At 74.8% G+C, this 25231-nt stretch carries 20 protein-coding genes, 1 pseudogene and 1 riboswitch; of the genes and pseudogenes, 7 read left to right on the plus strand and 14 right to left on the minus strand.

Annotated features, from left to right (window positions below; all coding sequences use genetic code 11):
* Positions 1–87: 87 nt before the first annotated feature.
* The 12 genes and pseudogenes from ACFY29_RS00625 to ACFY29_RS00680 form a co-directional block, all read right to left on the minus strand.
* Positions 88–285, minus strand: coding sequence for a 4Fe-4S binding protein (locus tag ACFY29_RS00625; protein ID WP_328416320.1), 198 nt, complete (start codon positions 283–285; stop codon positions 88–90).
* A complete protein-coding gene (cobJ, locus tag ACFY29_RS00630) occupies positions 273–2030 on the minus strand; it encodes a precorrin-3B C(17)-methyltransferase (protein ID WP_386982087.1) in 1758 nt (585 codons plus the stop codon). The genes ACFY29_RS00625 and cobJ overlap by 13 nt, the downstream gene beginning before the upstream one ends.
* Positions 2018–3358, minus strand: a complete 1341-nt coding sequence (gene cbiE, locus ACFY29_RS00635) for a precorrin-6y C5,15-methyltransferase (decarboxylating) subunit CbiE (protein ID WP_386984577.1) — start codon at positions 3356–3358, stop codon at positions 2018–2020. Before cbiE ends, cobJ begins: the two co-directional genes overlap by 13 nt.
* Positions 3319–4389 (minus strand): annotated as a pseudogene (locus tag ACFY29_RS00640) (cobalt-precorrin-5B (C(1))-methyltransferase); the annotation flags it as partial. The pseudogene ACFY29_RS00640 and the gene cbiE, both read right to left, overlap by 40 nt.
* The gene (cobM, locus tag ACFY29_RS00645) at positions 4386–5252 is read right to left on the minus strand and encodes a precorrin-4 C(11)-methyltransferase (RefSeq protein ID WP_386982090.1); all 867 of its coding nucleotides are present in this window, start codon (positions 5250–5252) and stop codon (positions 4386–4388) included. The pseudogene ACFY29_RS00640 and the gene cobM, both read right to left, overlap by 4 nt.
* On the minus strand, positions 5249–6037 hold the full coding sequence (gene cobI, locus ACFY29_RS00650; RefSeq protein WP_386982093.1) for a precorrin-2 C(20)-methyltransferase: 789 nt from the start codon (positions 6035–6037) through the stop codon (positions 5249–5251). The genes cobM and cobI overlap by 4 nt, the downstream gene beginning before the upstream one ends.
* Complete coding sequence (locus ACFY29_RS00655) at positions 6034–7401, minus strand: cobyrinate a,c-diamide synthase (protein WP_386982096.1); 1368 nt, start codon at positions 7399–7401, stop codon at positions 6034–6036. The genes cobI and ACFY29_RS00655 overlap by 4 nt, the downstream gene beginning before the upstream one ends.
* Positions 7398–8009: a cob(I)yrinic acid a,c-diamide adenosyltransferase gene (gene cobO, locus ACFY29_RS00660; protein WP_386982099.1), complete on the minus strand. Its 612-nt coding sequence runs from the start codon at positions 8007–8009 to the stop codon at positions 7398–7400. The genes ACFY29_RS00655 and cobO overlap by 4 nt, the downstream gene beginning before the upstream one ends.
* A complete protein-coding gene (locus tag ACFY29_RS00665) occupies positions 8009–10243 on the minus strand; it encodes a magnesium chelatase subunit D family protein (protein ID WP_386982101.1) in 2235 nt (744 codons plus the stop codon). Before ACFY29_RS00665 ends, cobO begins: the two co-directional genes overlap by 1 nt.
* The gene (gene cobN, locus ACFY29_RS00670) at positions 10240–13908 is read right to left on the minus strand and encodes a cobaltochelatase subunit CobN (protein ID WP_386982104.1); all 3669 of its coding nucleotides are present in this window, start codon (positions 13906–13908) and stop codon (positions 10240–10242) included. The genes ACFY29_RS00665 and cobN overlap by 4 nt, the downstream gene beginning before the upstream one ends.
* Positions 13909–14028: 120 nt before the next feature.
* Entirely contained in the window at positions 14029–14160 is a 132-nt protein-coding gene (locus ACFY29_RS00675; RefSeq protein WP_386982107.1) for a hypothetical protein, read from the minus strand.
* Positions 14161–14244: 84 nt separating this feature from the next.
* Positions 14245–14374: riboswitch (cobalamin riboswitch) on the minus strand.
* Between the two features lie 513 nt (positions 14375–14887).
* Positions 14888–15223, minus strand: a complete 336-nt coding sequence (locus ACFY29_RS00680; protein ID WP_328416301.1) for a hypothetical protein — start codon at positions 15221–15223, stop codon at positions 14888–14890.
* 120 nt (positions 15224–15343) lie between these two features.
* Here ACFY29_RS00680 and ACFY29_RS00685 point away from each other — a divergent pair, with 120 nt between their 5' ends.
* The 5 genes from ACFY29_RS00685 (at position 15344) to ACFY29_RS00705 (ending at position 20700) form a co-directional block, all read left to right on the plus strand.
* The gene (locus ACFY29_RS00685; protein WP_386982111.1) at positions 15344–15925 is read left to right on the plus strand and encodes an RNA polymerase sigma factor; all 582 of its coding nucleotides are present in this window, start codon (positions 15344–15346) and stop codon (positions 15923–15925) included.
* On the plus strand, positions 15918–16631 hold the full coding sequence (locus ACFY29_RS00690) for a hypothetical protein (RefSeq protein WP_386982114.1): 714 nt from the start codon (positions 15918–15920) through the stop codon (positions 16629–16631). Before ACFY29_RS00685 ends, ACFY29_RS00690 begins: the two co-directional genes overlap by 8 nt.
* A gap of 313 nt (positions 16632–16944) precedes the next feature.
* Entirely contained in the window at positions 16945–17235 is a 291-nt protein-coding gene (locus ACFY29_RS00695) for a hypothetical protein (RefSeq protein ID WP_386982117.1), read from the plus strand.
* A 602-nt stretch (positions 17236–17837) separates the two neighbouring features.
* Positions 17838–19982, plus strand: coding sequence for an RNA polymerase recycling motor ATPase HelR (gene helR / locus ACFY29_RS00700; protein WP_386984579.1), 2145 nt, complete (start codon positions 17838–17840; stop codon positions 19980–19982).
* Between the two features lie 52 nt (positions 19983–20034).
* Complete coding sequence (locus ACFY29_RS00705; protein WP_386982120.1) at positions 20035–20700, plus strand: hypothetical protein; 666 nt, start codon at positions 20035–20037, stop codon at positions 20698–20700.
* Between the two features lie 61 nt (positions 20701–20761).
* Here the strand turns inward: ACFY29_RS00705 and ACFY29_RS00710 are convergent, their stop codons facing one another.
* The gene (locus ACFY29_RS00710) at positions 20762–22000 is read right to left on the minus strand and encodes an MFS transporter (protein ID WP_355608815.1); all 1239 of its coding nucleotides are present in this window, start codon (positions 21998–22000) and stop codon (positions 20762–20764) included.
* Between the two features lie 164 nt (positions 22001–22164).
* Here ACFY29_RS00710 and ACFY29_RS00715 point away from each other — a divergent pair, with 164 nt between their 5' ends.
* Together ACFY29_RS00715 and ACFY29_RS00720 are read left to right on the plus strand one after the other, a co-directional pair.
* The gene (locus ACFY29_RS00715; protein ID WP_386982124.1) at positions 22165–23154 is read left to right on the plus strand and encodes a LacI family DNA-binding transcriptional regulator; all 990 of its coding nucleotides are present in this window, start codon (positions 22165–22167) and stop codon (positions 23152–23154) included.
* 122 nt (positions 23155–23276) lie between these two features.
* The gene (locus tag ACFY29_RS00720) at positions 23277–23984 is read left to right on the plus strand and encodes an alpha/beta hydrolase (protein ID WP_386982127.1); all 708 of its coding nucleotides are present in this window, start codon (positions 23277–23279) and stop codon (positions 23982–23984) included.
* A gap of 62 nt (positions 23985–24046) precedes the next feature.
* Here ACFY29_RS00720 and ACFY29_RS00725 read toward each other — a convergent pair whose 3' ends face one another.
* Positions 24047–25171 (minus strand): aromatic acid exporter family protein, encoded by a 1125-nt coding sequence (locus ACFY29_RS00725; protein ID WP_386982130.1) that lies wholly within the window; start codon positions 25169–25171, stop codon positions 24047–24049.
* Positions 25172–25231 lie beyond the last annotated feature (60 nt).

The raw sequence follows: 25231 nt of genomic DNA on the forward strand, positions 1-25231 counted from the left end.
GCCGCTCCCCCACACCGGCAGCCGACCGGGCAACACCGAACCGGTTCCCCCAGCCAGCCGGCGAAGCGGTGCTGACCACGGTCGAACTCATCGGACTCCTCCACGTTCATCGGGGTCGGCGACGCGGATCGCGTCCACCGGGCAGATCTCCAGGCACTCCAGGCAGCCGGTGCAGCGGTCGGCGCGGACCGTCAGGCCGCCGGCGACCGGCCGGATCGCGTGCGTGGGGCAGGTGAGCAGGCAGGCACCGCAGCCCTGGCAGGCGCCGATGGTCACGATCGCCACCGGTACCCCCGGGGCGTGACCATGCGGCCGGCGACCAGCCGGGTGTCGCTGCTGCCGACGACCACGACGCTGTACATGTCGACCACGGCCGGGTCGAGGGTGGCCAGGGTGGCCAGGTGCACGCGTTCGCCGGGGCGGCTGGCGTTGCGCACCACCCCGACCGGCGTGTCCGGGGGGCGGTGTTTGCCGAGGATCGTGAGCGCCGCGCCGAGCTGCCAGTCCCGGTTGCGGCTGCGCGGGTTGTAGAACAGCGTCACGAAGTCACCCTCGGCCGCCGCGGTCACCCGCCGCTCGATGACCTCCCATGGGGTGTGCAGGTCCGACAGGCTCAGGTAGGCGTGATCGTGGCCGAGCGGGGCACCGAGCAGCGCGCTGGCGGCCAGTGCGGCGGTCACCCCGGGGACGCCGACCACGTCGATCCGCTCGTCGGCGTACTCCAGGGCAGGGCTGGCCATCGCGTACACCCCGGCGTCGCCGGACCCGACCAGGGCGACCGCGTGGCCGGCGTCGGCCTCGGCGACGGCGGCGCGGGCCCGTGCCTCCTCCGCGCCGAGCCCGCTGGACAGCACGCGGGTGCCCGGGCGGAGCAGGTCGCGGACCTGGTCGAGGTACTGGTCGAGGCCGACCACCACGGCGGCCCGGCGCAGCTCGGCCACCGCACGCGGGGTGCGCAGGTCGGCGGCGCCGGGGCCGAGCCCGACGACGGCCAGCCGGCCGCGCGGCGCGTGCCGGGCCACCGCCACGGTGGCCATCGCCGTCGCGGTCTTCGGCACCAGCAGCGCGGCGTCTCCCGGGCGGCCGGACGTGCCGAGCAGCGCGGCGGCCTCCGCCACGCTCGGCGTGCCGACCGCGGCGCGGACCACCTCGCTGGGGTGCGGCACGTCAACCGCCGCCAGCCGCGCCGCCGGCCAGGTCACCAGGGGTACGCCGAGCGCGTCGGCGGTGCTCCGGATGCCCGCCTCGTCGGCCTTGACGTCGGCGCTGGCCAGGCAGCGCAGGCTGGCCGGACTGAGGCCGGCCTCGGCCAGCACCCGGTGCAGCAGCTCCGCCACCTCGGCGGCCGGTACGCCCCGGCTGGCGCCGACCCCGGCGACCAGTGACGGGGGGCGCAGCACCGCGGTCCGCTCGTCCAGCGGCACCACCCGGTCGGTGACCAGCAGCCGGTACCCGTCATCCGCCGCGTCGACGGTGCCGCCCTCGCCGCTCTCGGCGGTGGCGGGCTGTGGTTGGACGTTCGGTGGCAGGGCGGGCAGCGGCCAGGCGGCGTCGGCGATCAGCCGGACCGGCTCGCCGTCCAGGATGGCCCGGGACACGGCGGCGACGGCACCCTGCACCGGCCAGCCGAGGGTGTCCAGCCCCGGCAGCCCGACCGCGTCGGTGGCGGTGGTGACCACCGGCCGGGCGTTTAGCAGCGCGCCGACCTGCTCGGCGAGGTCGTTGCCGCCACTGGCGTGCCCGCCCAGCAGCGCCACCGCGTGCCGGGCCGCCTCGTCGACGACCACCACGGCCGGGTCGGTGCGCTTGTCGCCGAGCAGCGGGGCGAGGATCCGCACCACCGCGCCGGTGGCCAGGAAGGCGACCACGGCGTCGCACCGCCCCCACGCGGTCCGCAGCGCGTCGGCGACGCTCTCCCCCTCGACCAGCCGGGCGTGCGGCCAGGCGGCGGCGACGGTCTGGGCGTGCCGTCGGCCGGCGGCGGTGGCCGCGACCAGCCCGATCCGGGTGTGCGAGGTCAGGTTGTGCACGGGCGCTCCCCGGTGAGGACGACCACCGGGTTGGTGGCCGCGAGGCGGATCGACCCGCCGGGCAGGTCGGCGAGGCGGGCGGCGGAGAGCTGACTGCCCTCGACCGTGTAGCCGGCGGTGCGCAGCAGGCCGACGGCCGGCGCGACCCGGTCCAGGGCGGCCAGGGTGAGCACCACCCGGTCGGGTCGGCGGGCCGCCACGGCGGCGAGGACGTCGGCGCCGCCGCCACCGACGAAGACCGCGTCGGGCTCGGGCAGGCCGGCCAGCACCGTCGGGGCACGCCCGTGGACCAACCGGACGTCGACGGCGTGCGCGGCGGCGTTGGCCCGGATCGTGTCGCCGGCCCGAGGGTCCTGCTCGACGGCGAGCACGGCCGCGCCGAGCAGCGCGCACTCGATGCCCACCGAGCCGCTGCCCGCGCCGATGTCCCAGACCAGCCGACCCAGTCGGGGGCGCAGCCGGGCGATGACGAGGGCGCGTACCTCCGACTTGGTGATCATCGAGTCGCGGTGGGCGTACCGGGTCTCCGGCAGCGCCCAGCCGCCCGCCGGCGTGGCGGCGGGCTGGTTGTCCCACCGCATCCCGCCGAGGTTGGCCGGGTCGGTGGTGGCGAGGCTGAGCAGCACGTGCGGGTCGGACCACGTCTCGGCGGCGGCCTGCTCGGGGGTCACCTCACGGATCCGTTCGGCGTCGGTGCCCAGGTGTTCGGCGACCACCAGGCGGCGCGACCAGCCGGCCAGCCCGGCGCCCAGCTCGGCGGCGCCGGCGCCCGGCGCGGTGAGCACGGCGACCAGCGGCAGCGCCCGGCAGGCGTTCAGCGCCGGTCGCGGGTCACGGCCGTGCGCGGTGACCACGGCGGCGCCGTCCCAGGGCAGTCCGGCGCGGGCGAACGCGGCGGCCACACTGGACACCGCCGGGACCACCCGCAGCGGCAGCCCGGCCGCGCGCAGCCGCCGGACGATGCCGAACAGGCCGGGATCCCCGCTGGCCAGCACCACGGCCGGCACCCCGGCGGCGACGGCGTCGGCCAGCCGCCGCACGGCCGGGGCGAGCGGGCCGAGGGCTACGGTGGCCGCGCCGGGCGGTACGGGCACCGCCGCCAGGTGCCGGGCGGCCCCGACCACCAGAGCGGCGGCGGCCAGCGCCGGCGCGAGCGCGGGGTGCGGCGGGGCGCCGGCGGCGTCCAGACCGATCACGGTCACCGGGGTCACCGGTCCCACCGGCCCGACGAGGCGACCACCCGCGCGCCGGCGAAGTCGACCATCGCCACGTCCACGGTGACCGTCGGCCCGGCGAAGCGCCGCAGCACCTGGCCGACCCGCTGGCAGAGCAGGTCGCCGGCCGGGGCGAGCAGCCCGGCGGCCTCCCACAGCTCGTACGCGTGCCGGCCGGTGTTCGCCTGGGTCACCTCGTCGACCAGTGCCGGGTCGCCGCCGGCCTCGGCGGTCACCGCGCCGAGCAGCGAGAGGTCCACTTTGGAGCGGGTGTAGTGGGTCATCAGGATGCCGGCGGCGAGTTTGGCCAGCTTGCCGGCCATGCCGACGAAGACCACCCCGGTCATCGCGTCGCCCACGGCGGCGGTGACCGCGGCGCCGGTGAAGTCGCCGACCTCGACGAAGCACACCTCGGGCAGTTCGGGCAGCAGCGCGCGGGCGGCCCGTTCGGTACGCCCGCCGGTGCAGAGCACCACGGTCCGCTCGCCCTGGGCGGCCATCACGTGCACGGCCTGCACGACGCTGGCCCGCCAGGAGGCGGTGGAGAAGGGTCGGACGATCCCGGTGGTGCCGAGAATCGAGATGCCGCCGAGGATGCCGAGCCGCCGGTTGGTGGTCTTGCGGGCCATGATCTCGCCGCGCGGCACGCTGATCACCACGCGGACGCCGACCTCGGTGAGGTCGACCACCTCGGCCACCGCCTCGCTGATCATCCGGCGTGGGGTGTCGTTGATCGCCGGGCCGCCGACCGCGAGCCCGAGACCCGGCTTGGTGACCGTGCCGACGCCGGAGCCGCCGGCCAGTAGCAGCCCGGGTGCGTCAGCCCAGTCCACGGTGGCGGTGAGCTCGGCGCCGTGGGTGACGTCCGGGTCGTCGCCGGCGTCCTTGACCACCACCGCCTCGGCCCGGGCCGGCGGGGTGCCGGTCACCTCGCAGCGGGCAACCGGGAAGCGCACCCGCCGCCCGGCGGGCAGGCCGATCTCCACCTCCGGCTGGGCCGCGCCGGTGACCAGCGCGGTGACCGCGGCCTTGGCCGCCGCCGTCGCGCAGGCGCCGGTGGTCCAGCCGGTGCGCAGCGCGGTGGGCCGGACCTTCGCGGTCCGCGGCAGGTCCGGCTCGCGCAGCGGCGGCTCGGCGTACGTCACAGTGGGTGGCCCGGTGTGGCCGGCTCGCCGCCATCCTGGACCGCCCCGCCGGTACGGGCGCCCGCCTGGCGGCGGAGTTCGGCGCGGGCGGCCGGTTCGGCCCGACGGAAGGTGTGGAAGTGCCCGGGGTGGTACAGGTGCGACCGGGTGCCCTCGGCGGCCAACGCCGGGCCGACCAGAAAGAGCGTGTGCTTCCAGAGCCGGTGCTGCTTGACCGTGGCCTCCAGGGTGCCGACCGTGCAGCGCACCACCAGCTCGTCCGGCCAGGTTGCCTGGTACGCCACCACGGCCGGGGTGTCCGCCGGGTAGCCGCCGGCCAGCAGCTCGGTCTGCACCTGCCCGGAGCGGGCGGCGGAGAGGAACAGCGCCATGGTGGTGCCGTGCCGGGCGAAGTCGCGGACCCGCTCGCCGGGCGGCATCGGGGTCTTGCCACCCTCCAGCCGGGTGAGGATCACCGACTGGGCCACCTCGGGGACGGTCAGCTCCCGCCCGACGATCGCCGCGACGGCGGTGAACGAGGAGACCCCGGGCACGATCTCGACGGCCAGGCCGAGCGCCCTGCACACGTCCAGCTGCTCCTGCACCGCGCCCCACAGCGCCGGGTCGCCGGAGTGGATCCGGGCCACGGTCAGCCCGTCCTCGGCGGCCCGCTGGTAGAGCGGGAGCACCCCCTCGATGGGCAGCTGTGAGGAGTCGACGATCTCGGCCCCGGACCGGGCGTAACCGAGCACGTCGGCGTGTACCAGGCTGGCCGCCCAGATCACGATGTCCGCCTCGGCGATCACCCGGGCGGCCCGCAGGGTCAGCAGGTCCGCCGCCCCGGGGCCGGCCCCGACGAACCAGACCTTGCCGTCGGTGGTCACAGCTTTCCTCCTCGTTGCTCGCGGCGGGCCGGGACCAGCAGCGTCGACAGGTACGGCAGGTCGTGCTCGGGGTCGTCGACCGGGCCGATGCGTTCATCGGGCAGCCCCAGGCTGCGCCCGAGCACGGCGTCGGCGAGCCGGCCCTGTCGGCGCAGCTCGGCGAGCAGTTCCGGGTGCCGCCGCCAGCCCTTGTAGGCGACCACGGTGCCCGGCCCGGCCAGCGCGTCGGCGAAGAGCGCCAGCCCGGCGGTTGCCGGCAGCAGGGTCAGCGGCTCGCGTCCCTCGCATAGCGGGGTGCCACTGCGCGCGGCCAGCTCCTGCATGGCGGTGACACCGGGCACGGTCGCCATCCGCACCGCCGGGCGCAGCGCCCGGACGCTCTGCGCCAGGTAGCCGAAGGTGGAGTAGACGTTCGGGTCGCCGATGGTGGCGAAGGCCAGCGACCGCGCGCCCCTGTCGATGGCGTCGACCACGGCGCGCGCGGCGTCGTCCCAGGCCGCCGTCCGGCGGGCGGTCACCCCGCCCCGGTCGTCCAGGGCGAACGGCAGCCGGCGCAGCCGGTCCGCCGCCACGTACTCCCGCACGGTCCGCTCGGCCCGCCCGGCTGCGGCGTCCGGGTCGGGTCGGTCCGCCATCACGGGTACGAAGACCCGGTCGGCCTCGCGCAGCACCCGCACCGCCTTGACGGTGAGCAGTTCCGGGTCGCCGGGTCCGACACCGACCCCGGTCAACGTGGCGTCGGCCGAGCCTCGGTGCGCGGCGGCGGGACGAACGGCGGCGGTCACCGGCACGCCTCGACCAGGCGGCGGGCGGCGCCGGGGTGACCGGCCCAGTGGGTGTGCAGGTAGGAGGCGTGCACCCGGCCGGCGACGAAGCCATGCTGCGCGCCGTCCCAGCGCCACGCCGGCCGGTCGCCGTGCACCGGGTCGGTGGTGGTGCGGTGGAACTCGTGACCGCGTACCGGTTCGCCGGCCCGGGCCACCGGGGAGTCGGTGACGGCCACCGCCTCCCGGTAGCCGAGGGTGAGCCGGCCGGTCATCCGGGCGGTCAGGTCCAGCCGGCCGCACATGGGTACGCCGTCCAGGTACCGCCCGAGGTAGAGCAGCCCGGCGCACTCGGCCACGATCGGCCCGTCGAAGGCGGCCAGCTCGGTGCGAAGCGCGGCGTTGGCGGCCAGCGCCTCCGCGTACGCCTCGGGGAAGCCGCCGCCGACCACCACCGCGCGGGTGCCGGCGGGCAGCGCCGGATCGCGCAGCGGGTCGACGGTGACGACGTCCGCGCCGGACGCGGCGAGCAGTTCGGCGGTCTCCGCGTACGAGAAGGTGAAGGCCGGACCACCGGCGAGCGCGACGCGCGGTCGCTCCGAGCCGGCCGGCCCGCCGACGGCGGCGACCGGGTCCCAGGCCGGGGCGGTCAGTGCCGGGGCGGTCCGGGCCAGGTCGAGCACCGCGTCGAGGTCCACGGTGGACTCGACCAGCTCGGCGAGGGCGGTGACGATCGCGAGGGACTCGGGTGCCCGCTCGGCGACCGGGACCAGCCCCAGGTGCCGGGCCGGGGCGGCCACCTCGGCGGCCCGGGTGACCGCCCCGAGCACCGGTACGCCCACCTCGGCCAGCGCGTCGCGCAGCAGCGTCTCGTGTCGGGGCGAGCCGACCCGGTTGAGGATCACCCCGCCGATCCGTACGGCCGGGTCGAAGGCGGCCATGCCCAGCGTCAACGCGGCGGCGGAGCGGCCCTGCGCGGTGGTGTCCAGCACCAGCAGGACGGGTGCCTCGATCAGCCGGGCCACGTGCGCGGTGGAGGCGTAGTCGCGGCGACCGACAGCGCCGTCGTGCAGACCCATCACGCCTTCCACCACGGCCACGTCGGCGGGCGTCGGGACGGTGGCGCCGTGGCGCAGCAGCGGGGCGATCAGCTCCGGGCCGACCAGGAACGGGTCGAGGTTGCGGCCGGGCCGCCCGGCGGCGAGCGCGTGGTAGCCGGGGTCGATGTAGTCCGGGCCGACCTTGTGCGGGCTGACCGTCAGGCCACGGCGGCGCAGCGCGGCGAGCAGCCCGGTGGCCACGGTGGTCTTGCCGTGACCGCTGGCCGGCGCGGCGACCACCACCCGGGGCAGCGGCCACGGCTCTGCGGCGACTCCGACGCTCACCACTCGATGCCCTTCTGGCCCTTCTGGCCGGCGTCCATCGGGTGCTTGACCTTGGTCAGCTCGGCCACCAGGTCGGCGGCGGCCATCAGCCGCGGGTCGGCGTCCCGGCCGGTGATCACCACATGCTGGAAGCCGGGCCGGTCGGCCAGGGTGGCCACCACCTCGTCGACGTCCACCCAGCCCCACTTCATCGGGTAGGTGAACTCGTCCAGCACGTACAGCCCGTAGCGCTCGGCGGCCAGGTCGCGCTGGATCTGCCGCCAGCCCTCCAGGGCGTCGGCGGCATGGTCGGCGTCGGCGCCGCGCTGGATCCAGGACCAGCCCTCGCCCATCTTGTGCCAGGCCACCGGTGCGCCCTGGCCGGTGCGGTCGTGCACCTCGCCGAGCGCCCGGAAGGCGTTCTCCTCGCCCACCCGCCACTTGGCGCTCTTGACGAACTGGAACACCCCGACCGGCAGGCCGGCGGTCCACGCCCGCAGGGCCAGCCCGAAGGCTGCGGTCGACTTCCCCTTCATCTGTCCGGTGTGGACCATCAGCAGCGGCCGGTGGCGTCGCTGTCGGGTGGTCAACCCGTCGGCGGGCACCGTGCTCGGCTTCCCCTGCGGCATCAGGCGACACTCCTGTCTGGCGTGCTGGCGGTGCGGGCTGAGGCTTGCGGGTGCCGCAGGGGGTTGGCGGCGACGTCGTCGAGCCGGCGGTGGGGGGCGTGCAGTTGGAGTGCCAGGCGGTTGGCCAGGTTCAGGCGGACGGGGCCGGATTCGCAGTCGACGACGACGCAGGCGGCGCCGGTTGCGGCCAGCACCGCCGCCGCTCCCGCCGCGCGGTCCAGCGGGCGGCGGCCGGCGGTGGCTCGGCCGTCGGTGACGACCAGGACCAGGGGACGCCGCTTCGGGTCCCGCAGGCGCTCCACCCGCAGCAGGTCGGCGGCGGCGAGCAGCCCCTCGGCCAGCGGCGTACGCCCGCCGGTGGGCAGCTCGGCCAGCCGGGTCGACGCGGCCAGCACCGACGAGGTGGCCGGCAGCAGCGTCCGCGCGCCCGCGTCCCGGAAGGCGATCACCGCGACCTTGTCCCGCCGCTGGTACGCGTCGGTGAGCAGGGCCAGCACCGCGTCCTTGACGGCGGTCATCCGCTGCCGGGCGCCCATCGAGCCGCTGGCGTCCACCACGAACAGCACCAGGTTGCCCTCGCGTCCCTCCCGGACCGCCTCGCGTACGTCGTCCGGGCGCAGCCGCAGCGGGCCGGTCAGCCGTCCCCGCGCGGCCTGGTGCGGCGCGGCGGCGCGGACCGTGGCCGGCAGGTGCAGCGCCCCGACCCGGCCCGCCGGCACCCGGGCACCGGTGGTGCGGCCCCGCCCGGTGCGGGCGCGCGAACGCCGGCCGGGCACCCCGTCACCCACACCCGGCGCGGTGAGCAGCCGCGCCTTCAACCCACCCCGGGGTACGGCCATCGGCTGACCGCCCGCCGTGGCGTGCGCCCCGCCCCGGCTCGGGTCGCCGTCGGCCGCCCCGCTGGCCACGCCGTCGCCTCCCTCGGTCCGGTCGCCGCGTGGCCCGTTGTCCTGGTCGGGTCCGCTCCAGTCGTCGTCGTCCGACGCGCGCTGCGGCAACCCGCCGTCGGAACCCTGATCGGCCCGTCCATCGAGGCCGGTGTCGCCAGCGGCCGTCTGCCCGGCCCGGCCCGGACCAGGGTCTGCTCCGTCGGGGCCTCGTCCATCGGGTCCACGTCCGTCCGGACCGCCATCGCCGTCCGGACCGCCGCCACCCTGCGGACCACCACCGCCGTCCGGCCCCCGGTCGGGGCCGTCATCGTCCGGTTCGTCGTCGGGGTGCGCGTCCTGGGCTCGCTGCAACGCCTCGTCCAGAAGCTTCTCGTCCAGCCCGGGGGTGTCGAACGGGTCGCGGCGGCGCCGGTGCGGCAGGGCCAGCCGGGCGGCCACCCGGACGTCGTCGATGGTGACCCGGTCCCGGCCGTGCCAGGCGGCGTGCGCCAGCGCGGTACGGGCCGTGACGATGTCGGCACGCATCCCGTCCACATCGAACGCGGCGCACACCTCGGCGATCTGGCGCAGCGCGGCGTCAGGCAGCCGTACCCCGGGAAGCCGACGGCGGGCGGCGGCCACCTGGCTGGCGATCTCGGCGTCGGCGTCCGCCCAGCGGGCGGCGAAGCCGGTCGGGTCGGCGTCGGCGGCGAGCCGACGGCGGACCACCTCGACCCGGATCGCCGGGTCCCGGCTGGCGCCGACCTCGACGGTGAGCCCGAACCGGTCGAGCAGCTGCGGGCGCAGCTCCCCCTCCTCCGGGTTCATGGTGCCGACCAGCAGGAACCGGGCGGCGTGGCTGACCGAGACGCCCTCCCGCTCGACGTGACTGCGGCCCATCGCCGCAGCGTCCAGCAGCAGGTCGACCAGATGGTCGTGCAGCAGGTTGACCTCGTCGACGTAGAGCACGCCCCGGTGCGCGGCGGCGAGCAGGCCCGGTTCGAAGGCGCGTACCCCCTCGCCGAGGGCCTTCTCCAGGTCCAGCGAGCCGACCACCCGGTCCTCGGCGGCGCCGACCGGCAGCTCCACCAGGCGGGCTGGTCGGGTCTCGGCGGGGGCGCCGGCCGGGTGCGGGCCGTCCGGGCAGGCCGGGTCGGGCTCGGCCGGGTCACAGCCGAACCGGCAACCCGCGACGCGGGGTACGGGGGGAAGCAGCGCGGCGAGGGCGCGTACGGCGGTCGACTTGGCGGTGCCCTTCTCGCCGCGGACCAGCACCCCGCCGATCGCCGGGGACACCGCGTTGAGCAGCAGCGCCAGCCGCATGTCGGCCATGCCGAGCACGGCGCTGAACGGGTAGGTGGTCATGCGCGGTCCTCCAGGTCACCCTCGCTGGCCAGGTACGTGTCGCGGAGCCGGTCGAGGGTGGCCGGCTCGGGTTTGGCCCACAGCCCCCGGTCGGCGGCCTCCAGCAGCCGCTCGGTGATGCCGCGCAGCGCCCACGGGTTGGACCGCTCCAGGAACTCCCGGGTGGTCTCGTCGAAGAGGTACGCGGCGGCCAGGTGCTCGTACATCCAGTCGTCGACCACGCCGGCGGTGGCGTCGTAGCCGAACAGGTAGTCCACGGTGGCGGCCAGCTCGAAGGCGCCCTTGTAGCCGTGCCGGCGCATGGCGGTGATCCACTTCGGATTGACCACCCGGGCCCGGAACACCCGTCGGGTCTCCTCGGCCAGGGTGCGGGTGCGCACGTCGTGCGGCATCGCCGAGTCGCCCACGTACGCCTGCGGCGAGGCGCCGGTGAGGTGGCGGACCATCGCCACCATCCCGCCGTGGTACTGGAAGTAGTCGTCGGAGTCGACGATGTCGTGCTCGCGGGTGTCCTGGTTCTTCACCGCCACCGCGATCCGGGCGAACGAGCGTTCCATGTCGGCGCGCGCCTCCCGGCCGTCCAGGCCACGGCCGTAGGCGTAGCCGCCCCAGACCGCGTACACCTCGGCCAGGTCGGCGTCGCTGCGCCAGGTCCGGGCGTCGATCAGCGGCAGCAGCCCGGCGCCGTACGCCCCGGGCTTGGAGCCGAAGATGCGCGCGGTGGCCCGCCGCTCGTCGCCGTGTTCGGCGAGGTCGGCGGCGACGTGCGCCCGGACGTAGTTCTCGGCCTCGGGCTCCTCCAGGGCGGCGACCCGCCGGACGGCGTCGTCGAGCAGCGCCACCACGTGCGGGAACGCGTCGCGGAAGAAGCCGGAGATGCGCACGGTGACGTCGATGCGGGGCCGGCCCAGCTCGGCGGTCGGCACCACCTCGACGCCGGTGACCCGCCGCGACCGGTCGTCCCAGACCGGCCGGCAGCCCAGCAACGCGAGCACCTCGGCGATGTCGTCGCCCTGGGTCCGCATGGCGCTGGTGCCCCACACGGTCAACCCCACCGAGCGGGGGTACGCCCCGGTGTCGGCGAGGTGCCGGGCCAGCAGGGAGTCCGCCAGGGCCACCCCGACATCCCAGGCGTTGCGGCTGGGAATGGCCTTGGGGTCGACGGAGTAGAAGTTGCGGCCGGTGGGCAGCACGTTGACCAGACCCCGGGTCGGTGAACCGGATGGGCCGGGCGGCACGAACCGGCCGTCGAGCGCGCCGAGGGTGTTGGTCAGCTCGTCGGTGGTCCGGTCCAGCCGGGGCACCAACTCGGTGGCGGCGAAGTGCAGCACCGCGGCGACGTCCGGGATCGGTCGGCCGGTCACCTCCTCGACCACCGCGTCGACGGCCCCGGTGGGCCAGTCGAGGGTCTCCATCGCGATGACCAGCCGTCGCGCCAGCGCCTCGATCAGGTCGACGGCGTCGGCGGCAGTGCCGGCCGGTCCGTCCACCACGTCGGTCAGCTCGGTGGGCAGGGCCAGCCGCTGTCCCGGCGTCGCGAGCAGTTCCTGCTCGTCGAGCCCGTACGCGCTGGCGAGGGCCTGCCGCAGGCCGGGCAGGGCACGGGTGCCGCCCCAGATCTGCGGGGCGCGCAGCACCGCGAGGACCAGGTTGACCCGGGGTTCGCCGGTCGGCGCGGCGGCGAGGATGTGCAGCCCGTCGCGGATCTGTACGTCCTTGACCTCGCAGAGGTAGCCGTCGAGGTGCAGCACGAAGTCGTCGAAGTCGTCGGCGGCCGGCATCGCCTCGGCGTGCAGGTCGTGGTGCAACTCGGCGGCGCGCACCAGGTCCCAGATCTGCGCCCGCACGGTGGGCACCTTGGCCGGGTCGAGCGCTTGCACGGTGGCGTACTCGTCGAGCAGTTGCTCTAACTTGGCCAGGTCGCCGTAGGTCTCGGCGCGGGCCATCGGTGGCACCAGGTGGTCGATCACCACGGCGTGCGCCCGCCGCTTGGCCTGGGTGCCCTCGCCGGGGTCGTTGACGATGAACGGGTACACCAGCGGCAGGTCGCCGAGGACCGCGTCGGGCGCGCAGTCGGCGGCGAGGCCGAGGCCCTTGCCGGGCAGCCATTCCAGGGTGCCGTGCTTGCCCAGGTGCACCACGGCGTCCGCGCCGAAGCCGCCGTCGGCGACCGGCGCGGCCAGCCAGCGGTACGCGGCCAGGTAGTGGTGGCTGGGCGGCAGGTCCGGGTCGTGGTAGATGGCGATCGGATTCTCCCCGAAGCCGCGCGGTGGCTGGATCAGCAGCACCACGTTGCCGAAGCGCAGCCCGGCGAGCACGATGTCCCCGCCGTCGGTGTACAGCTCGCCGGGTGGCTCGCCCCAGTGCTCCCGCATCCGCTCGCGCAGCCCGGCCGGAATCCCTTCGAACCAGCGCCGGTACGTCTGCCCGGGCACCCGGGCCTCGGCGGCGGCCAACTGCTCCGGGGTGAGCCACTCCACGTCGTGACCCCCGGCGGCGATCAGCGCGTGGATCAACGCGTCTCCGTCGTCGGGCACCGGGCCGTCGCCGAGGTGGTAGCCGGCGTCGGCGAACGCGGCGAGCAGCCGGACCGCCGAGACCGGGGTGTCCAGCCCGACGGCGTTACCGACCCGGGAGTGCTTGGTGGGGTACGAGCTGAGCACCACGGCGACCCGCTTGTCGGCGTTGGGCACGTACCGCAGCCGGGCGTGCCGCACCGCGATGTCGGCCACTCGCGCGGCCCGTTCCTCGTCGGCGGCGTAGACCGAGATCCCGTCGGCGTCGATCCGCTTGAACGAGAACGGCACGGTGACGATCCGGCCGTCGAACTCGGGGATGGCCACCTGCATCGCGGCGTCCAACGGGGACAGTCCGGCGTCGCTGCCGGACCACTGCTCGCGGGTGCTGGTCAGGCAGAGCGCCTGGATGACCGGCACGTCCAGGGCGGCCAGCGCGCCGACGTCCCAGGCGTCCTCATCACCGCCACCGGAGGCGTCCGCGGCGACCGCGCCGCCGGCCGCGAGCATCGTGACGAGCAGCGCGTCGCAGCGGGCGAAGAGCCCGAGCGGGCCGGCGCCGGCGGTCAGGCCACGCAGTGAGCCGCAGAAGATGGGTAGCGGGTTGCCGCCGGCCGCCCGTACCGCGTCGGCCAGCACGTCGACGAAGCCGGTGTTGCCGGCCAGCGTGTGCGCCCGGTAGAAGACGATCCCCACGGTGGGCCGGTCCGGGTCGACCGGGTACTCGCCGTGCACGCCGTACGCCGGGGTGGGCGCGGGCGGGGCGAAGCCCTCGCCGGTGAGCAGCACCGTGTCGGAGAGGAACCGGGCCAGCTGGCCCAGGTTCTCCGGGCCGCCCTCGACCAGGTACGCCAGCGCCTGGGTGGCCACCCCGGACGGCACGGTGGAGACGACCATCAGCTCCGCGTCGGGCACCGCCTCACCGCCGAGCACGACCGTCGGCAGGCCGCTGGCGAGCACCGCGGCGAGGCCGTCCGGCCACGCCTGCCGGCCCCCGAGCAGGCGTACGACGGCGAGGTCGGCCCCGTCGAGCAGGGCGGGCACCTCGTCGGCGGCGACCCGCGCGGGGTTGGCCAGCCGGTAGTCGGCATCGCTGGAACGGGCGGCCAGCAGGTCGGTGTCGGCGGTGGAGAGCAGCAGGATGCGCACGGAAGGCTCCGGAGAGTGACGTCCCCGTCGCCCATGAGGGCGACCTGGACGAAGCGGGTGGATGCGGCGTCAGCCGGTACGACCGAGCGGACGGGTCACCGACGCGGGCGTCGGGGCCGGTCAGCGCCGGGTGCGCGACTCAGCGGTGCCGGTGGCCGGCGCGGTCGTCCACCCGACCGGCGCGGCGCATGCCGGCGGGGCCGGATCCGGGTGCGGCTGCGGGTACGGCGGAGCGTCCACCGTGCGGGTCATGACGGTGCTCGTCAACGAAAGAGACGCCATGCGCCATCGGGTCCTCCTCGGGTGTCCACGCCCTGGGGTACGTCCCGACGGCCGAAGTATCCTGGCTTCCGGATCGACGCTCTCCCCCGGCCTTCCAACCGCAGACACACGGTCGTGGCGCACGAGGGGGGATCACTCCCCGGTGACAGTGGCGGGACCGCGTCGGAATCGCACCGACTTCCTTCACTGCCGTCAGGCCGCGAATGCTGCCACACCCGTCCGCCGCCGGTCAACGCTGCCCCCACCGCCGAAGGCCGGGCCCAACCGATCGAGATACGCCGATCGGTACGCCTCGATTCGCCGCCCTCACAATGCCCCGCTTGAATGCCGCGCGCCCTTTGCCCTGCCGCACCCGGCGCGATAGCGGCAGCGCGTTCATCGTTGCGTTCCCGGCAACGGAACAATGGCGGGCGGACCATCCGGCCAGCCCGGGTCCCTGACGGGAGCGTTGAATCGGCACCCCCCGCCTCGAAGAGAGCGGACGTGGGTCAACGGCCACGATCAATCCGGCCCGACCCCGGGATCCGAACGCGGACCCCCGGCGCCCCACCAGTGACGCCGGCCCGGAACAACGTCCGGACCGAGGTTGCCAGGACCCCGCCGGAGGCGGAAATGTGATCGTCGACGCGGTCAGCCCAGGTCAGCGAAGCAGCGGACGGCGGCACCACCGTCGGCCATGATCCGCAGGCGGCGGGCCTCAGCGGGCGTGGCGCTCCGGGTGGGCCCGGCTCCACACCCGCATCCGCTCCGGGTAGCCGGTACGGGCCGCCTCGTACAGCGGCACCGCGTGCTTGCGGGCGATGGCGCCCGCCGCGCGTGGCGTGCCCGTCCGGCGGCGGATCCACTCGCCGTCGTGGGCGATCGCCATCACGGTGGTGTCGGTCGCGGTCGTCTCCGGCTCCAGGTAGAACTCCACCCCCTGCCGGCTGGCGATGAACGCCTCCAACGCCGCGAGGTCGTCCCGGGTCGCCTCCCGGTCCAGCTTCGTCGGGGTCGCTTCGGTGCCCCGTGCCCGTCGACTGAACCAGCCCATGACCCACCCCTCTCCTCGATGCCCTCCCAGTGCACCACCGATTCCTGGCAATACGCTGCACGTCGGGTGGGAGTGAGCTGGCCGAACCGCGGGTGGAACCCAGAGCGCGCGGGCGGTGTCATGAGTGTGATCCAACCGGAGGTCCCCCTGGACGACGACGTGCTCGTCACCCGCGCACGGGCAGGTGACCTGGAGGCATACGACCTCCTGGTCGCCCGGCACACCGCGTCCGCGTACCGGACGGCGGTGCTGCTCGGCGCGGGCTCGGATTCCGAGGACGTCATCCAGGAGGCGTTTGTGAAGGGATACCGCAAGCTGTCCCGTTATCGGGGCGAGTCGTCCTTCCGATCATGGCTGCTGGCGATCGTCGCCAACGAGACCCGCAACCTGCATCGGTCGCGCAACCGGCGGGACGGGCTCGTCCTGCGGGCTGCGGCGGCGAACCCGGCGTCCGAGATCGCCGAGGATGGCGCGGTCGACGCGGTCCTGGCCGGGGAGCGCCGCGCCACGCTGGTGCAGGCGCTGCGCCAACTGCCGGTGCGGGACCGCGAGGTGATCGTCTGCCGATTCCTCCTCGATCTCAGCGAGGAGGAGACGGTGGCGACGTTGGGCTGGCCCCGGGGCACGGTGAAGTCGCGGACGTCCCGCGCTCTGGCGAAGCTCCGCGGCCTGCTCGATCGCGAGGAGGTCCGGCATGGGTGACCTCGAAAGGGAACTGCGCGACCTGTCGGCCTGGCTGGAGACACCCGACCCGCCCGAGGTGACCGCGCGCGTACGCGCACAGCTCACCGCGCCCACCCGCCGGCGACGCCGGTGGCGCTCGTATGCCGCTGCGGCGCTCGTCGCCCTGCTGGTGGCGGTGCTGCCGCCGGGACGGAGCGCCCTCGCCGACGCCGTCGCGGGGCTGCTGCGCTTCGCCGGAGTCAGCGTTGCCACCTCGCCCGCGGAGCTGCCCACCGGCACTCCGTCGCCGTTGCCCGCGCAGCGGACCACCACCCTCGACGAGGCACAACGGGCGGTGCGCTTCCCGATTCGCCTGCCGGCGAAGCTGGGCACGCCCGAGCAGGTGCTGGTCGCCGATCCCGACGGCACAGGGCGCTACCGGGTGGCGACGCTGCTCTACGGCGGGGGCACGTTGCGCATCGATGCCTTCGACGGTCGACTCGACCTGGCCTTCCACAAGGAGACCAGCAGGCCGGCGGACTGGGTCCAGGTCAACCGCGACTTCGCCGTCTGGGTCGGCGGCCCACACACACTGGCCTATGTGGACCGGGCGGGAGAGGTCCGGGTGGAGACCGCCCGGCTCGCCGCCTCGACCCTGATCTGGCAGGCCGGTGGCGTGAGCTATCGGCTTGAGGGCGACCTCAGCAAGACCGAGGCGATCGAGATCGCCGGATCGCTGAGGTAGGGACGTTCGGGAACCTGGCAGGCCGGTCCGGTGTCTAGAGGGTGCGACGCGCGATTCGAGTCGCCAACGCTTATCCGGGAGGGGCGAGATGGGTTCGTGGGCCAGGTTCATGCTGGGGTCGGTGGTCCTGCTTGCGGGGTGTACGACCGGCCAGTCAGCCACGCCGGCCGGCGCTCCGGCCACCACGGCCCCGGCGAGCGCGGCGCCAGGCTGCAGCTCGCGGGTCGAGACGGGGTCCCTGCCGGACTGGGCGGACGCCGGGTTCAGCGGGGACGCCCGGGCCCCGCACGTCTTGGGCGCGAGGGGCGACATCGTGGCGGTGCTGTTCGCTCACCCACTGGCTCAGGTCAGGCAGGACGGGTCGAGCAACAAGATCCTGTGGGTCTCCCGCGCTGCCACAACGTCGCCCGACACGACGTCGCCCGACACGCTGGCGATCACCGCGACGCTGGACGGCACCGACACCAGGGTGACCCGGGAGGTCGCCGGCGGCCCTGGCCCATCGATCATCGACATGCCGCGGGCGGGCTGCTGGCACCTCGAACTCCGCTGGGCGGGACACACCGACACGATGGACCTGGTGTACGCCGACCGGCTGCCCTGACCGTCGTGGGCATGTTGCCGCCGGCATCGGTTTCCCGGCGGCAGGCCGTTGGCTGACCGCCTCATGGTGTGCGGGGGGTGTCCGTCTGGCGGACGATCAAGGGAAAGGGAAGTACCTACCCACTCCCTTCCACTCTCAACATATACCGCACCGGGGGCCTTGTGGCAAGACCCGGGTGATGCCACAGAATTGCCGGACCAAGGACATAACCTGCGGAAATGGGAGTCGCGAAATGCGGGTGTTGTTGTCGACGAGCGGGTCGCGCGGGGACGGGGTCTCAGGCAGATGCGCATGGCCTTCCCCCACGGTGTCGTAACGCGCCAGGACAGGGCTACCCGAGCCTGAGCGGGTGGGAGATGGCGGCGTAGAACACCGCCGCCGGTGACGCGCTGTTCGGCGCGGCGCTCAACCTCCAGACCGGCCTGCCACCGGTGGACAACGTACGCGGCCATGCCTCGGGCCGCGCGATACGCGTACGCGCAGGCGGTCCCGCGGGCCTCGACAGTGCTCGCGCGAGTGGCCATCGAGGCGATCCGTGCGCAGAGCCGTCGCGCACTCGTTCGACTGCAGGACCTCAGATCGGAGCTGATGACGTGACCTCGCTGACCACCAGCGTGTTTGATCTTCCCGACCACCTCTCCCCCAAGGCCGAGCCGGCGCTGATCGCGGGCGACGAGCGGCACTTCGCGGCCATCGCGGAACGCCTGGAGCAGTTGCTCGCCGACCTGTCCGACCGCCTCGACGCGGCGCGCAAGGCGCCCGGCGGCAAAGGCCGGCAGGCGGTGGACCGGGACATGGAGGTGCGCCGGCTGACGGCGCGTCTGCGCGCACTGGGTCGCTTCGGTCTGGACCTGTGTATCGGCCGCATGGTCAGCGCGGACAGCACCGAGCCCGTGTACATCGGGCGACGTGGCCTCACGGACGACGAGGGTCGTCGGCTGTTGCTCGACTGGCGCTCCCCCGCGGCTGAGCCGTTCTTCGGAGCCACCCACGCCAACCCGATGGGTCTGGCGAGCCGCCGCAGGTTTCGCTGGACCCTCGGCCGGATCAGCGACTACTGGGATGAGGTGTTCACCCCCGACGGGCTTGAGGGGCACGCCGCGCTCGACGACCAGTCCGCGTTCATCGCCAGCTTGGGCAGCAGCCGGTCGACCCAGATGCGGGATGTGCTGAGCACCATCCAGGCCGACCAGGACGCCATCATCCGCGCGGGATCGAGCGGCGCTCTCGTCGTGGACGGCGGCCCGGGTACCGGGAAGACCGTCGTCGCCCTGCACCGCACCGCCTACCTCCGCTATGCCGACCCTCGCCTCGGTCACGGCCGAGGCGGTGTGCTGTTCGTCGGTCCGCACCAGCCCTACCTGGCCTACGTCGCCGACGTCCTCCCCAGCCTCGGCGAGGAGGAGGTGCAGATCTGCACCCTGCGGGACCTCGTCCCCGAGGGTGCCGCGGCAACCATCGAGACCGACCCGGACGTGGCCCGCCTGAAGTCGTCCGCGGACCTGGTGAAGGCGATCGACGCGGCCGTCAGGTTCTACGAGGAGCCGCCGACCGCACCGATGACGGTCACGACGGACGAGGCCGACATCCGGCTGAGCGCCGACGACTGGGCCGAGGCGTTCGAGGCACCGGGGCCCGGCACCCCGCACAACGAGGCGCGTGACGAGGTCTGGGAGGAACTGCTCACGATCCTGACGGACAGGTACGACGGCGATGAGCCGGATGACGTGGTCCGCAGGTCGCTGCTGCGGAGCAGGGAGCTGCGCACGGCCTTCAACCGCGCCTGGCCGCTGCTCGACGCGGCCGACCTCGTCGGAGACCTGTGGTCGGTGCCCGCCTACCTGCGCAAGTGCGCTCCCCGGCTCAGCCCCGACGAGGTCCGCAAGCTGCAGCGCGGCGACGCCCAGGCCTGGACGGTGTCCGACCTGCCGCTCCTGGACGCGGCACGGCAGCGGCTCGGCGACCCGGAGGCGTCAACGCGTAAGCGTCGGCAGGGGGCCATCGTCGCCGTCGAGCGCGAGCGGATGGCCACGGTCGTCGATGAACTGATCGAGGCCCACGCCTATGACGACGGCGAAGGTGTGCTGTCGAGCCTGCGCCAACTGGATCTCCAGGATGCCCTGGTCGACGAGACCGCGCTGCCCAGCGCCGACCCGGACCTGCTCGCCGGCCCGTTCGCGCACATCGTCGTGGACGAGGCCCAGGAGCTGACCGACGCGGAGTGGCAGATGTTGGTGCTCCGCTGCCCGTCCCGAAGCTTCACCATCGTCGGGGACCGTGCCCAGGCCCGGCACGGGTTCACGGAGTCCTGGCAGGAACGACTCGAACGGGTCGGGCTCGACCGGATAGACCTGGCCTCCCTGAGCATCAACTACCGGACGCCGGAAGAGGTCATGGCGGAAGCCGAGCCGGTCATCCGGGCCGTGCTCCCGGACGCCAACGTGCCGACGTCGATCCGCGGCAGCGGCGTCCCCGTCGTACACGGACCTGCCTCTGATCGGGATTCGGTCCTCGACACCTGGCTCGCCGCGCACGCCGAGGGCATCGCCTGCGTCATCGGCGATCCCACCTTCGTGCCGACGTCCCGGGTCCGGTCGCTGACCCCGGAGCTGTCGAAGGGGCTCGAGTTCGACCTGGTCGTGCTCGTCGACCCGGAGGCGTTCGGCTCGGGCATCGAGGGAGCGGTTGACCGCTATGTCGCGATGACCCGCGCGACCCAGCAACTGGTCATCCTCACGAACTCCTGAGGTCCGGGAGTGGGGGGCGGCGCCCCGGTCAGGAGGTCTTAGGCTGCGGGGCGTGCCCCAGGATGTGCGGGAGGCGGCGGCCCGCGACAACGCCGAATGGTGCGACGTCGTCTGCGGCACTCACGGGTTGACCGGCCGGATCGACGCCGACGCCTGGTCGGTCCCCCGCCGCTCCCCACCCTGGTACCCGGACGCGGTCACCCTGCGCCCGGGCGTCGACGCCGGCGCCCTGCTGGCCCGGATCGACGCCGGGTCCGGTGCGTCGGTGAAGGACAGCTTCGCCGACCTCGACCTCACCGAGCACGGCTTCCGGGTGCTCTTCGACGCCCAGTGGATCCACCGGCCGCCGGCGGACCCACCGGCCGGCCCGCCGCTCACCCGGGTCACGACGCCCGCGGGGCTGGTCGCCTGGGCGGCGGCGCACGGCGGCGGGGACTTGTTCCGCCCGGCACTGCTGGCCGACCCCCGGGTACGGGTGCTGGCCCGGTACGACGACCGGGGTGCGGTCGTCGGCGGCGCGGTGGTCAGCGGCGACGGCGTGTACGGCGTCTCCAACCTGTTCGCCCGTACCGGCGACCCCGGCGAGATCTGGCACGGGGTGCTCACCACCCTGCCCCGGCTGCCGCTGGTCGGCTACGAATCCGGCCCGGACCTCGCCGCCGCCCGCAAGGCCGGCTTTGTCCCGGTAGGGCCCCTCCGAGTCTGGCTCCGCGACTGACCTTCCGCCTCGGTGATCATGAGGTTGGCGGCGCGAAACGCCGGCATCGAGGGCGATAACTTCATGATCGCCGGGGCGGACGCAGCACCGACACCAGCGCCAGCGTCGGCACCAGCAGCAGCGGCACCACCAGCAGCGCGTCCAGGGTGCCGACCCGGTCGCCGAGCAACCCCAGCAACGGCGGCCCGCCCAGGAAGGCGGTGTAACCGATCACCGCGACCACGCTGACCCGGACGGCGGCGTGCGCCTCCTCGTCGGCCGCCGCGCTCATCCCGACCGGGAAGCCCAGCGACGCGCCGAGTCCCCAGAGCGCGACGCCGACGATGGCCACCGGCCCCGAGCCCGCCAGCACGGCCAGGCTCGCGCCCACCACGGCGAGCAGGATGGTGCCGCTGAGCACCGGCACCCGACCCCACCGGTCCAGCGCGATCGTGCCCGCGGTGCGCCCGAGGGTCATGCCGACGACGAAGACGCCGAAGACCGCCGCGCCGGCCGCCTCGCTCAGGTCCCGGCCGTCCACGAAGGCGACCGCCAGCCAGTCGTTGGCGCTGCCCTCGGTGAACGCCATCACCAGCACGAACAGCCCGATCAGCAGGGTGCGGGGCTCGCGCCAGGCGGCGAGCTGTGCGCGGCGGCCGGCGGCCGGGCTGGCGGCCGCCGCCGGGGCGGCCGGGTCGACGACCGGCCGGGGCAGGAACGCCCGCGAGCCGAGCACGGTGCCGGTCAGCACCACCACCGCCACGGCGGCGAGGTGCGCGCCGACCGACACGTCGAAGCGGGCGGCCCCGGCGCCGAGCCCCGCGCCGGCCACCGACCCGAGGCTCCAGGCCGCGTGGAAGCGGGGCATGACGGTACGCCCCAACCGCCGCTCCACCACCGCGCCCTCGACGTTCATCGCGACGTCGCAGGCACCCGAGCCGTAGCCGAAGGCGACCAACCCCACCGCGACGACGACGGCCGAACCGGCCACCGTGGCGCCCAGTCCGGCCACGGTCACGCCCACTGCGACCAGCACCGTGCCCAGTCGCACGGTGCGGGCCGCGCCGAAGCGCTGGGCGAGCAGGCCGGAGGTGGGCATGGCCAGCAGTGCACCGACGCTCATCGCCAGCAGGAGCAACCCGAGCCGGCCGGCGGAGAGGTCCAACGCCTCGCGGACCGCCGGAACCCGGGAGAACCAGCTGCCGACGGCCAGCCCGTTGAGGGTGAAGACGACGGCGACGCCGTTACGGGCGAGCCGCACGGCACGTGACGGTGCCGGGGCGGTGTCGGGCGAAACCGATGAGCTGGTGGGGGCGGTCACGGGCGGCGGGTCCTCTTTCTCGGGGTGATCTCCTGGCACGATCGCACACCTGAGAGCGCTACCACCACAAACCGGCTACCGCCCCTTACCGGCTCTGCCTCCGGTCGGGGGATGATTCGAGGCAGGTGTTCGTCCGCCCGGACGGGTAACCGGAGGAGGGGACGATGACGGCAGCGGCACACCGACCGGCCACCCTGGAGGACGTCGCGCGGATCGCCGGGGTGTCCCGGTCCACAGCCTCGCGGGTGATCGCCGGGACCGGGTTCGCCTCGCCGGCAGCCCGGGACCGGGTGGCGGCGGCCGTCGACCGGCTCGGCTACGTGCCCAACCCGGCCGCCCGGGCGCTGGTCCGGGGCGGCGGCGTACGGCTGGTGGTGGCGGTCGCGGGGACCAGCGCCGCGGTGCTGGACGACCCGTACGTCCACCAGGTGGTCGGCTCGGCGGCCCAGGTCTGCGCGCCGGCCGGTATCGGCGTGGCGCTGCACTGGCTGCCGTTGAGCGATCCGAGCCCTCTCGACCAGCTCGCCGGGGACCGCAGCGTGTGCGGCGTGGTGCTGGTCAACACCACCGCGGAGCTGCTGGCCGCCGTGCCACGGTCGCTGCACGGCCGGGTGGTCTCGATCGGCGTCGGCTCAGCCACCGTCCCGTCGTTCGACGTCGACAACGACGCTGGCGCCAGCGAGGTGCTGCGTCACCTGTACGGCACGGGTCGCCGCCGGATCGCCATGGTGACCGGCCCCCGCTGGCTGCCGTGCTCACAGCGCCCAGTGGTGGCGTACCGCCGGCTGATGCGCGAGGCCGGCCTGCCGGAGCGGGTGCTGCCCGGCGACTTCACCGCGGCACGCGGCCGGGCGGCGGCCGACGAGGCGTTGCGGCGCTGGCCGGAACTCGACGCGATCTACGCGATCAGCGACGAGACCGCGCTCGGGGTGATCGCGGCGCTGCGCGACAGCGGGGTGCGGGTGCCCGGCGACGTCGCCGTGGCCGGCTTCGACGACATCCCGCTGGCCGGCATGACCACCCCCGCGCTGACCACCGCGAGCCACCCGGTGGGCCGGATCGCCGCCGCCGCGGCCACCGCCGTGCTGGACGGCCGCCGGACCGTGCCGGAGACCCTCTTCCCATCCGCCCTGGTGGCCCGCGACAGCGCCTGACCCGGTCAACCTGGCAGCCCGCGGCAGCTGCTGACCGGGCTGCCGGTGATGGCCGGCGGTTAACCCGTGGCGGGTCGGGTAAACGTGGCGCACACCCTGCCGACAGCGAGGAGCGGTGACCCGTGTCCGAACCCGCGCCGCCGGACCGCGTGCCGGCGGACGATCCACGGCACGGCCGGTTGACCGCCCGTGCCCACCCGCCGGTGGCGTCGGCGCCCACCGGGCTGATGCCGATGACCGGCGCCCACGGTGGGCCGCTGGCGATGGCGTACGCCCCGGAGCCGGCCACCGACGGGACCGCGTACCGGTTGGTGGTGCTGCTGCACGGGGCGGGCGGCTCCGCGCGGCAGGGCCTGGACCTGCTGCTGCCGGTCGCGGACGCGCATCACCTGCTGCTGGTGGCCCCGCAGGCGTCGGCGAGCAGTTGGGACCTGATCGCCGGCGGCTTCGGGGTGGACGTGCGGCGCATCGACGGGCTGCTGGCCACCGTCTTCGACGGCTATCCGGTGCGTGAGGTGACGCTCGGCGGCTTCTCCGACGGCGCCTCGTACGCGCTCTCGCTGGGCCTGGCCAACGGCGACCTCGTCGACGCGGTGCTGGCCTTCTCCCCCGGCTTCGCCGCGCCGCCGGTGACGCACGGCCGGCCGCGGATCTTCGTTTCGCACGGGGTGGACGACCGGGTCCTGCCGATCGACCTGTGCAGCCGGCGGCTCGTCCCGCACCTGCACAGCCTCGGCTACGACGTCACCTACGAGGAGTTCCCCGGCGGCCACGAGGTCTCCACCCCCTTGCGCCAGTCCGCCACCGACTGGCTGACCACCCCACCCTGACCGCCCCCGGGACACACGTCACCGCGCGGGCCGAGGGCGTGGTCGGGGTGAGGAGGTGGTGGTCAGATCGCGGGGAGGCCGAGGGCTTCGTCGACACGGGTGAGGACGGTGGCGTCGTCGTCGGGGCCGAGGCCGCGCAGCAGGTCGATGGCCGTGGCCCGGACCTGGCCGATGATCATGGCAAGCGGGAGGGTCTGGGCCGACCCGAAGAGCTGCCCGGCGGTGTGTACGGCGGCCAGCGCCAACTCGTCCGCCCGGATGGCGTGCCGGTCGGCGGCCTCGTCCTGCCCGTCCAGGTCGGCGGCGAGCGCCGAGCCGGCCTCCCCGACCGCCTCGGCCAGCGACCGCAGCGCGGCACCCAGTTCGGGCGGCGCGGGGGACGGCAGCCGGCTGAGCGTCACCCCGGCACGGGCGAGCACCCGTACGTTGCGTACCACGTAGTCGATCTGCCGGATCGACTCGTCCACCGACCGCAGACGGCCGATGTGCCGGTGCCGACGCACGTTGAGCCGCAGCGCCTCGCCGGCCGCCAGCACCCCGTCGCGCAGCCCGTCGACCCGGACGTCCATGCCACGGGCCTGGGCCAACGCGGCGACCGCGCCGGCCTCGTCCCGGCGGTCCAGCGCGTCGGCGATCCCGCCCAGCAGCCCGGCCAACTCGTCGAACGTGCGCCGCACCTCGGCGACCAGCGGGGCCAGCGGACGCCGGGCGTCGACCAGCAGGCTGACCGCGAGCGCGACCACGCCGCCGACCAGCGCGTCGACGAAGCGGAACGGCACCAGCGACCCGTCCGGCGGCGCGACCACCACCAGGTAGAGCGCGGAGACCGCGGCCTGCACCAGGGTCACGCCGCTGGCGCCGAAGGCCACCGCGAGCAGGACCGTGAGCAGGATGACGGTGAACACGGTCCAGGTGCTGCCCGGACCCAGCGCCTGCACCACCAGGTCCGCGACCAGCACCCCGGCAGCCACCCCGAGGACGACCTCGACGGCACGCCGGATTCGCTGCCCCCGGGCCTGACCGAGGACGATCAGCGCCGCGGCCGGGGCGAAGAAGGGCTGCGGGTGCCCGAGCAGCCGAGTGGCCAGCAGCCAGGCCACGGTCGCCGCGAGGGTCGCCTCCAGCACCGGCCGCCACCCGTGCCGCAGCCGTTCGCCGGCCACCCGCAGGCCGCTGAACCGCGCCATCCCCCACCTCCCCCACCGATCGCCGGACCGCACCACTCCACACCCGGAGCGACCCTCGCG

Origin of the sequence: Micromonospora sp. NPDC000668, from assembly GCF_042897975.1 — a bacterium.
In the GTDB taxonomy this organism is placed as follows: Bacteria; Actinomycetota; Actinomycetes; order Mycobacteriales; family Micromonosporaceae; genus Micromonospora.